This is a genomic window from Nonlabens sp., assembly GCF_965660805.1.
Classification (GTDB): Bacteria; Bacteroidota; Bacteroidia; order Flavobacteriales; family Flavobacteriaceae; genus Nonlabens.
This window is the reverse complement of the sequence record NZ_CBFIBE010000020.1, coordinates 33,927-42,765: the sequence shown is the minus strand read 5'-3', so window position 1 is coordinate 42,765 and position 8,839 is coordinate 33,927. Positions and strand designations below refer to the sequence as shown.

Sequence of the window (8,839 nt, the reverse complement as noted above, 5' to 3'; positions counted from 1 at the left end):
AGAATACCTTTATATGGGAAATTTTCAACACCTACGACCAGTTTAGATTTATGATATAATTCTATAGAACCACTATTATTAAAGAACATAGCGCTATTATAATCATTATAATAAGTGAATCCGTCGCTGGCCAGGTTAGACTGAGCTGTTGCTTTATCGGGATTTGTAAATACATCTAGTAATGAAATACCACCTAGATAGCTTAAATCTGGATAATCGGTAAAATTTCCTCTGAGCAATTGAAGAGCAGGATGATAGGTTACTTGATTTAGTCTTATGTTGTCTGCAATAACCGTTTCTGGTGTAATGATAAAATCAGTATGTTCTGTGACTTCTGGTAGGGCTAAGTCTGTAAGTAGCTGGACCACTTTTTCATTTGTTGCGGTGGTATATTTCTCGTTATAGGGATCTATGTTAGGTTGTACAATAACGACTTCGGTGCCACCTTTATATTTGTTTAATTCAAAATATTGAAAAAGAATTATTTGTGATATTCCTATAGGAACGAGTATTAGGACAACTGGAACTACGGCTTTTTTAAGAGCTTTCTTGATGGTAAAACCGTTTTCGCGCAAGCGAGATACCGCATAAAACAGTACGATATTTAATAGCCAAATCCACAACGTCCCGCCAAAAGTTCCTGTGTATTCATACCACTGAATCCATCCTGTATATTCACTAAATCCATTTCCTAAATTGAGCCATGGCCAGGAGAAATCCCAGTGCAAGTGCAGGTATTCAAAACTGATCCACAGACATACTAAAAAAGTGAATGCCGCTCCTTGAGAGACTCTACGAGCAAAACGATGGTAACTATAAAATACCAGTGCCATTAATAAACTGTTCACTAAAACAGCAAAGAACATCCCAAAAGCAGTAGAATAATACAGCCAGCCTGTAGTGGCAAAATTCCAAATAACAAAACTAAGATAAGCTAGACCTAGTACTTTCCATCCTTTGTGTTTTATCGCTGTGGTTCTTAATTGTTTCTCTACGATCAACAAAGGAACAAATGCGCCAAAAAGAAGCAAAGGAACACCATAAGTAGGCCATCCTAACCAAAGCAAAAGACCTGTTAAAACTGCGAGAAGTAAATGGGAATATTTCATAAGAATTATAAGACGCTAAGTTATTAAACTTATGTAGATCATGAAAAATAGGATTACCTAGAAAAAGTAGAAAGATCTACTTTTACAGAGAAGATATTAGAATACAGCGCCTCACTTGCATCACCTATATCAGTAAGTGCATAATCTACTGCGATACCTTTATACTTAAAACCTATTCCTATATTAGGTTGGAAATTTACATGATCAGTACCATCCAGTTGTTGCACGTTTTGAAAATTTCCCATTCCTGCTCTGACAAAAACCAGGTCTGTAAAACCGTACTGTAATCCTAGTGCTGGAGTAGCACTTACAGCACTTGTTGAAATAATATCATTAGTTTGAATAAAACGCATGTTGAGATCTACCTCTGCAGTAAGTACATGGTCATAGTGAAAGGTAAAGGTACGTGCTACGCCTAGTTGTACTTTAGGTAACGTAATTTCAGTAGTTTCTGGTAATTCTTGATTTTGATTTGCTACAGAGCCTTGAACTGTTGCATACTGATCCTCGTCTATACTCCAGGTGTTATAAGTAGTAGTAATATCACGAGCCATAAAACCTAGTTCCCAATCACCACGTTTGAACTGCATTCCTATATCAAACCCAAAACCCCAAGCATTTGCAAATTCACCGATCACACGACGTATCACCTTAACATTTCCACCATAGGTAAAACCATCCAGTTGAGACTCGCGTGCATAAGAAAGTGTAAACGCCCAGTCTGCCGTAGAAAAAGTAGAAATACGGTCGTAATTAATATTTCCTTGCTGATCTATTAATTGGGTTGTGTTAAGAATGTCATCTACTGAAAATCTAATAACAGAAAACCCGATAGCACTAAAATCATCAATAGGCATCGCAAACGCACCATAATTGTACTGCGCTATGTTTGCAAAATAGTTAGCATGCATTACACTGATCTCCTTTTGCTCAACCTTCATTAACCCAGCAGGATTCCAGTAGCCAGCGTTAACATCACTAGTACTTGCCACTACGGCGTTGCTCATACCTAGTGCAGCGGCGTCCACTCCTATATTAAGGAACTCGTTTGAGTAAGCTCTAGAGGTTTGTGAATACGCTTTCGCAAAAGCGAGAACACAACACAACACCATAATAAAATGTACTTTTCTGGTCATAACCGATAACGCTGCAAATATCTAAGTTTCTTACTAAATAACTAGTAAATGTGCAGGATATTGCGTGAGATGTAGAAACAAGTATAGTAGAAATCTGCATATTTGTAATATGAAGAAAATGATTCCTAATATAATAACGCTTTTAAACCTGCTATGCGGTTGTATTGCTGCGGTTTATGCTTTTAAAGATCAACTTATTCTTGCTGGAATATTTGTAGCCATGGGAATCGTGTTTGATTTCTTTGATGGATTTGCTGCACGTTTCCTAAAGGTTACTGGTGAATTAGGGAAACAACTCGACTCACTGGCAGATATGGTAACTAGTGGATTAGTCCCTGGAATAGTCATGTGTCAAATGCTTGCCGATGCTACAGGTCATTCTACAACCCTATTTACTGTAGAAGACGGTCTAGCCTGGAGCACAGCTACGAGTTTATTTGCTGAGGTCACTTTTTTAGGTTTTTTAATCACCGCAGCAAGTGGCTATCGCCTAGCAAAATTCAATATAGATACCAGACAAACAGATTCTTTTATAGGAGTTCCTACTCCAGCCAATGCGATATTGATTATTTCGCTAGGGATTATGACTCAGATCACGTCAGTAGATTTGATATATAGTATTTTAACTAATCCTTATGTGTTAATAGCTATCACACTGTTAAGTTGCTACTTATTAAATGCTGAGTTGCCCTTATTTGCTTTGAAGTTTAAAAACTTTGGTTGGAAAGGAAACGAGATACGCTGGATTTTTATCGTGATATGTATAGCGCTTATCCTTACTTTAAACATTTATGCGGTGCCGTGTATTATTGCTTTATATGTGGTGATGAGTGTGGTGAACAATACGGTGAGCAAATCAGGAGTTATGTAGTAGTTAATGATCTTATTTGTGAAAACAACTTTATTAAAATTACCAGAATACTATTTTATTTTACTGGCTATTCTTGCGGGTTACACACCACCATTTGATTTTAATCTTTTGTTTTTAATGGTCGCATTAGTTTTTGTGGCTCAAATTATTTTTAAAAATAGGGTTTCAGGATTGTTACTAGCAATAGTTACAGGTCTTATCAATCTTTTATTTCTAGGAGCCTTACTTTCTGAATTTCAAGAATTTGAATCTTTTACGGGTGATGCACAACAATTACTCTTTGTAGGGTTGAGTATATTCACATTAAATAGTGTTGCTACTGGAATTATGTTTTATAAATATATGAAGAACACAGCTAGGAAAGAATTAAATTCTAATAGTGCTGTAACTAGGAAGTGAAGAAATATTTCCTATTCTACAAACAGCTTTTTCTTTCTCAACTCAAAATTCTGACCTAGGTAAACTCTACGTACTACTTCATCTTCAGCAAGTTCTTCTGGAACACCATGTTTGAGAATATTACCTTCAAACATTAAATAAGTGCGGTCAGTAATGGCAAGCGTTTCTTGAACATTATGATCAGTAATAAGAATGCCTATGTTCTTTTTAGTAAGTTGTGCTACGATGCGCTGTATATCTTCTACAGCTACAGGATCTACACCAGCAAAAGGTTCATCGAGTAAAATAAAAGTAGGATTAGTGGCAAGTGCACGAGCTATTTCAGTACGGCGGCGTTCTCCACCACTTAATAAATCACCATTACGGTTACGGCGATCTTCTAAACTAAACTCTTCAAGTAATTGCTCGCAGCGTTCTTTTTGTTCCTTTTTAGAAAGATCCGTAAGTTGCAGTACTCCTAGAATATTTTGCTCTACCGTTAACTTTCTAAAGATAGACGCCTCTTGTGCTAGATAACCTATACCGTTTTGGGCACGTTTATACATAGGGTACTGAGTGATCTTTTTATCATCCAGCCACACATCTCCTCCAGTAGGTTTTACCAGTCCTACAGTCATGTAGAAAGATGTGGTTTTTCCAGCACCATTAGGTCCTAGAAGTCCTACTATTTCTCCTTGATTAACCTCAAAAGAAACGCCTTTAACTACCGGTCTGCCTTTATAAGATTTCTGTAAATTATCTGCTCTGAGTTGTTGCATATAACAAAGATACTTTTTAATTTTTTTAAATTTAGAATAACCATCTTTAGAAATATAAACTCTTTATCCACTCGATTAGTGTTTGAATATGAGTAAGGTTATTTAATTATTCACGAGATTTGCAATTAATTGTTTCAGGTTTTAACTTGAAACAGATAACTAATAATAGAAAACCGATAACTAAAAATATGGCTTTCCCTAGATTCCTTATGGGCGATAACGCTCATTATCCTGATGATATTTTTGTAGTACACTTAGATTATCCTCGGTTTGTCATTAATCTTAAAGATGATACCCTAGAATTTCTGGAAGATATCGATAAAAAAGATAAAGAAGAACTAGAGGACGAAACTAAAAATCTAATAGAAGAGGCTAGCCGTTTCTATGATGAGCAGTGTGCGCTTTATGACCAGGAGTAATGGATAAAATTAAACAACTAGACTGGGATTTAATGATTCTCCTCAACGACTGGGGAAACGATACCGTTGATTTAATTTTTAATGTAATCACTTATAAGTACTACGCCATACCGCTTTACTTATTTTTACTTTATATATTATTTAAAAAATTATCTAGAAGGGAATTAATCATCGCGTTAATTACCATTGCTTTTTTAGTCCTAGTAAGTGATCAGCTTGCTATGCTTTTTAAGAATACGCTAGTACAGCGATTCAGACCCTTTAGAGAACCAGCGCTAGAAGGACTCATTTCTAAAGTCGGTAAAAGTGGTGGTACTTATGGCTTTTATAGCGGTCATGCTAGTAGCTCCATGGCGCTTGCCGTTTATTTATGGCAGCATTTTAAAAAATCACATAAAACTCTAGGTCTATTCATATTTTTATGGGCTATTGCTGTTGCTTACAGTCGTGTTTACCTAGGTGTTCATTATCCTGGAGACGTGCTCATGGGGATTTTTATGGGTAGTATCATAGGCTGGTCATGTTATAAGTTATATACATACTTAGCAACACGCTTTCGCGAAAGCGTAACTTCATAGTGTATACTTTTCTTAAAGCGCAGTTGATATCATCACACTGCATGTTCAGTACTCTAAAAATCCATCTATGAAAAAAGAATTTATTTTTAAGGTCAGTACAAAATGGCAGCAAGGGCAATTTGAAAATGCTAAAACACATATTTCTACAATAAATGGGAAAAATGACCTATTAGTATCTGCTGCGAGAGAATTTAAAGGAGAACCTCATAATTACAATCCAGAAGATCTACTTTTAAGTGCCTTATCATCTTGTCACATGATGTCTTATTTCTATGTGTGCCAGCAAAATGGTGTTGAAATAGAGCGCTATATAGATAACACTACGGGAATCCTAGAATTAAAATCTGACTCAAGTGGTGCTTTTCAAAAAGTGACTTTAAATCCTATAGTATTTTTAAAGGATACTTCTAAAAATGAACTCGCGCTAAGCTTACATAAAAAAGCACATGAGTTATGTTTTATTGCAAACTCTGTTAGCTTTCCTATAGAAATAAAGGCAAGTATAAGTTCTTAAAGTTCTGTTTATAAAGAACTTATTTTTAAAATCATTAATGCCCGATTAAGGTTTTATAACTTATAAAGTATTGAAATTCAAAACTCTTAATTAAGGTCTTTCGTCTTAGTCAGACAGGTTTAATTTAAAATATTAAAGGATAACTTTAATCCTGAAATGACCATGCTTGTTCCTATAATGGCGATAATTAACCCCATGAGTTTACCTATTACAGAGATGACATTATCACCTATTTTTTTTGCAATCACATCGCTTAATGAAAAGGCAATATAATTGAGTAAGCACATGAGCGCAAATACCACGATAATAACCGCAATATTTACGTAAGAAGTAGTGTTTGCTACAAAGTTAGTCGCCGTTACAATGGTTCCAGGTCCTGCAAGTATAGGAATAGCCAGAGGTGAAATAGCGATGTTTTCATCGTAATTTACGGTTTTGAGACGCTTGATATTAGATTTTTTAGACTGCAGCATTTGAAAACCTACAAAGAAAATTAAGATTCCACCAGTAATTTTAAAGGCAGGAATAGTAATACCAAATAGGTCAAAAATATAATTACCTAATAATACAAATACCGTCACGATAATAAACGCAATTAAAACAGCTTTTAAATTAATTCTCTGTTTCGTTTCTTTATCTGCACCATCTGTAAGTGATAGAAAAATAGGCATGTTAGAAATAGGATTCATAATGGCAAAAAAGCCAGTGAATACTGATAATGCAAATGTGAACACTTCATTCATAATACAGGTTCTTTATCAATTGATCTTTTGGGTATTATACCAAATTAAATTTATACAGTCTTAATAAATAGTTTCTTTTTTACTTACTTTTCACTTAAAATTATTTCCGTAGCGACGGCTATGCAAAGAATTTTCAGCTTCAACTAAGCAAAAAATAATTCAATTTATTTTAAAGATATTATAAACACAAATTGGTATTAGCGATCTCAAATTTTAGGCGTGCAAAAGTAATCAAAAGAAACCTTGTGGTATTTTAATTATAACAGATTTATGTTTTCTACGGTAACAACACTAATTTTAATGAGAAATATTGAAACATTGATGGGGTCAAACTGCTTGAACAGCATTGCTATCCTACAAGCCTAATAGCTCATCTACCGTGTTTGCGGTAACACTGTGATAATTTGCACGTGCGGTTTTGTATATTTCTAGCGCTTCGTTCGTTCTATTCGCTTTCGCAAAAGCGTTATATAAGGTAGTTACGTACCACCTTCTACCTACCGTATTTAGAAATTCAGCGATTTTATAATCTACCTTATTACCGTGATAACCGTTCAAAATAGATTGCTCGTACCAGACCATGGTAATGTAAGAGTTAGTGGAATTAGTTAAATTAAAAGTATCATCTAGTTGTTGCATTTGGGATACTGAAATGTCCTCAGGGAAATTACGAACGAAATGTACCCATTCTTGTGGCGTCCAGTTTTTGGTTATAGAAGCGTCTATGTTATTAGATTTTAAGAATTCTTCTAGGGTTTTCTCAACATTAGAAAAAGCATCAGATTCAATAATGGCAGCGTTTTCTGGAACACCAGGCTGGTAAATCCATTCCTCAGTATTAAAAGACATGTTGTTTTTATCCAGTAAATGCTCGTTGAGGTAAGCGATAAAATCTTCGGTATTTGTAGTTGAGAAAGCGTTCTTTTTAAAGTATGATTTAAGGAAGGCATCCATTTGCTCACGACCTACTTTTTCTTCTAGCGTGCGTAAGAACAGGTAGCCTTTATCATAAGCGATGCTGTTCATTCCATCATCTGGATTGCGGCCTTTTAAATCTAGTTTTAACTTAGTATCGTTAGGACTTTCTTTTAACGCCTCTAGTTCATCTTCCAGATCTTGACGACCTATTAACGCTAGTATATTTGCACGGTCTTTTCCATACAAAGCTTCCATAATGCGTATTTCAAAATAAACGGTAAAACCTTCATTAAGCCAGAAATCGTTCCAAGTCGCATTAGTCACTAAATTTCCAGACCAAGAGTGCGCCAACTCGTGCGCCACTAGTGATGTTAAACTTTTATCTCCTGCAATAACCGTAGGCGTTGCAAAAGTCAACCGCGGATTCTCCATACCGCCGAAAGGAAAACTAGGTGGCAATACAATCACATCAAATTGTTCCCAGTCATACGTGCCGTAAAGATTCTCTGCAGCAACGACCATTTTTTCCATGTCTGAGAACTCAGTGTGAACTTTATCGAGCATGGACTTTTCTGCATAGACGCCAGTACGATTGCTGATCGCTTTATATTCTATATCTCCTACGGCCAGTGCAATTAAATAAGCTGGAATAGGTTGTTGCATCTTAAAGTTATAAATACCATTGGCATTTTTCTCTTGCGGATTCTCAGCACTCATAACAGCCATGAGTTCTTGTGGAACTTTTACGGTCGCATCATAAGTAATACGCACCTGCGGACTGTCCTGAATAGGGATCCAGGTACGTGTTAAAATCGCTTGTCCTTGAGTAAATAAAAACGGATTTGTTTTGTCAGCGGTTTGTTGAGCGGTGAGCCATTGTAGAGCCTCAGTTTTTGCCGTGGTAGAGTAGGTGATAGCTATTTTCTTAGTGTCTTCTTTAATGGCAATTTTTAATGGCTGACCTAAAGATTCATTAAAATCTCCTAACTCAAACTCAGTTTGTTTACCATTTTGAGTAACACTTTCAATCTCTAAAAACTTACTATCTAATATGATGGTTGAACTTCCATTATTTTCAATATCAAAAGTTGCTGTGCCATTTATGATTTGGCTTTCAAAATCTACATTGATGTCTAGATCAAGATGCGTGATTACTGCATCATTAGGTTGTGCGTAGGAATGGGATTCTTCAAGGTAGGTTTTTGAAGTTGTTTCAGGTTCGGTTTTCTTTTTTTCTTGGCAACTAATAATTATGATTATAGCGATAAGAGAAATAAAAAAGTTCTTTTTCATGTGTTACATTTTATTAATGTAAAACTAAGAAAAGAAAAATAAGCTTTTATAATATAGAGTGACTTAACGTTCAACTTATTCTGAAATTCTAACTTTTACGT

General features: G+C 35.4%; 10 protein-coding genes. 5 read left to right on the top strand and 5 right to left on the bottom strand.

The features are described 5' to 3' along the window. Both ACTF48_RS06740 and ACTF48_RS06735 read right to left on the bottom strand, forming a co-directional pair. A partial coding sequence (locus ACTF48_RS06740) for an apolipoprotein N-acyltransferase (protein WP_438962386.1) occupies window positions 1–1,109 on the bottom strand: 1,109 nt, incomplete at its 3' end. 53 nt (window positions 1,110–1,162) lie between these two features. Next, entirely contained in the window at window positions 1,163–2,245 is a 1,083-nt protein-coding gene (locus ACTF48_RS06735) for a PorV/PorQ family protein (protein ID WP_438962385.1), read from the bottom strand. Window positions 2,246–2,363: 118 nt separating this feature from the next. On the opposite strand from ACTF48_RS06735, the gene ACTF48_RS06730 reads away from it, so the two are divergent. Continuing rightward, window positions 2,364–3,116 (top strand): CDP-alcohol phosphatidyltransferase family protein, encoded by a 753-nt coding sequence (locus ACTF48_RS06730; RefSeq protein ID WP_438962384.1) that lies wholly within the window; start codon window positions 2,364–2,366, stop codon window positions 3,114–3,116. An 18-nt stretch (window positions 3,117–3,134) separates the two neighbouring features. Continuing rightward, entirely contained in the window at window positions 3,135–3,515 is a 381-nt protein-coding gene (locus tag ACTF48_RS06725) for a hypothetical protein (protein ID WP_438962383.1), read from the top strand. Window positions 3,516–3,526: 11 nt separating this feature from the next. Here the strand turns inward: ACTF48_RS06725 and lptB are convergent, their stop codons facing one another. Beyond that, window positions 3,527–4,273 carry an LPS export ABC transporter ATP-binding protein gene (gene lptB, locus ACTF48_RS06720; RefSeq protein ID WP_438962382.1) on the bottom strand — a complete coding sequence of 249 codons (747 nt, stop codon included), beginning with the start codon at window positions 4,271–4,273 and terminating at the stop codon, window positions 3,527–3,529. Window positions 4,274–4,461: 188 nt separating this feature from the next. On the opposite strand from lptB, the gene ACTF48_RS06715 reads away from it, so the two are divergent. The 3 genes from ACTF48_RS06715 (at window position 4,462) to ACTF48_RS06705 (ending at window position 5,784) form a co-directional block, all read left to right on the top strand. Continuing rightward, entirely contained in the window at window positions 4,462–4,692 is a 231-nt protein-coding gene (locus ACTF48_RS06715; RefSeq protein ID WP_438962381.1) for a hypothetical protein, read from the top strand. Then, window positions 4,692–5,270: a phosphatase PAP2 family protein gene (locus ACTF48_RS06710; RefSeq protein WP_438962380.1), complete on the top strand. Its 579-nt coding sequence runs from the start codon at window positions 4,692–4,694 to the stop codon at window positions 5,268–5,270. Before ACTF48_RS06715 ends, ACTF48_RS06710 begins: the two co-directional genes overlap by 1 nt. A gap of 67 nt (window positions 5,271–5,337) precedes the next feature. Next, window positions 5,338–5,784 (top strand): OsmC family protein, encoded by a 447-nt coding sequence (locus tag ACTF48_RS06705; RefSeq protein WP_438962379.1) that lies wholly within the window; start codon window positions 5,338–5,340, stop codon window positions 5,782–5,784. Between the two features lie 119 nt (window positions 5,785–5,903). Here the strand turns inward: ACTF48_RS06705 and ACTF48_RS06700 are convergent, their stop codons facing one another. Continuing rightward, window positions 5,904–6,527, bottom strand: a complete 624-nt coding sequence (locus ACTF48_RS06700; protein ID WP_438962378.1) for a MarC family protein — start codon at window positions 6,525–6,527, stop codon at window positions 5,904–5,906. Window positions 6,528–6,881: 354 nt separating this feature from the next. Next, on the bottom strand, window positions 6,882–8,738 hold the full coding sequence (locus ACTF48_RS06695) for a M1 family metallopeptidase (protein ID WP_438962377.1): 1,857 nt from the start codon (window positions 8,736–8,738) through the stop codon (window positions 6,882–6,884). Window positions 8,739–8,839: the final 101 nt, after the last annotated feature.